Raw genomic sequence first — 899 nt, forward strand, 5'->3', positions numbered from 1 at the left:
CCCCCCCCCCCCCCCCCCCCCCCCCCCCCCCCATTTTTTTTTTAAATCACCCGCCCCCCCCCTCTATAACCCCGTCCGCAGGCGGCGGCCGCGCCCTTTGTTTATACGCCCCCGGCGGGGGCGGGAGAGCTGTCGGCCCCCAGCAGGACGGAGACGAGGGCCGACTCCCAATCGTCGGGGGCGGATGCGTCGAGGCTCATCAGGCCGCCCTCACCAGGATCGGCCGGGAATCCTGGGCGGGAACGGCGTAGAGGTGGCCGTCGGCCACCATGGCCACGGGCGTGAGCGCGAACCCGTCATAGAGCCCGAAAAGATCGACAGGGCCGCCCGCCGCCACCGCCATCAGAGGGGGGAAATGTGCGGAATCGGCGAGGGTGAAACAGCCGGTGGCGTCACCCGCGCCCATGGCGCCATCCGCGAGATGTCCGAGGCGCAGGCCGGACAGCCTGACCGGCCAGCGGTCGATCCATGGCGCCCGCGCCAGGGCCTCGGCGAAACCGTCGAGGGCCTCGGCGACGCTCGTCGCGCCGGGCAGGGCGCCGGACTGCGCCGGTCCGGCACGCCCCTCGCGAAACACGGCCCTGAGCGGCGGATCGCCGGGATGGAAGGCGAGCGCGCCCGAGAAATCCTGCCCCGCCGCCGGGACCGGCGGCAGCGGCGAGCCGGAGGTGCCGTAATCGACCACCTGGGCCATGGCGCCACTCGTGCGTCCGGCGAGCCAGACGGTGCGGGCGGTGAGCTTGTCCTCGTCCTCCACCGCATGGGCGAGGACGGCCCACTCGTCGACGAGACCCGGACGTGCCGCCATCTCCTCGGCGGTCACGGGATAGCCGATGGCCGCGCGGACGCCCGCTGCCTGTTCGGGCGCGAGCCGGTCCAGACGCCGGGCGGCCCGGGCC

General features: G+C 73.9%; 1 pseudogene. It reads right to left on the reverse strand.

The features are described 5' to 3' along the window. Positions 1–199: 199 nt before the first annotated feature. Positions 200–899, reverse strand: a pseudogene (locus FV220_RS25105) (SWIM zinc finger family protein); the annotation flags it as partial.

It is taken from the genome of Methylobacterium sp. WL19 (assembly GCF_008040005.1).
Classification (GTDB): domain Bacteria; phylum Pseudomonadota; class Alphaproteobacteria; order Rhizobiales; family Beijerinckiaceae; genus Methylobacterium; species Methylobacterium bullatum.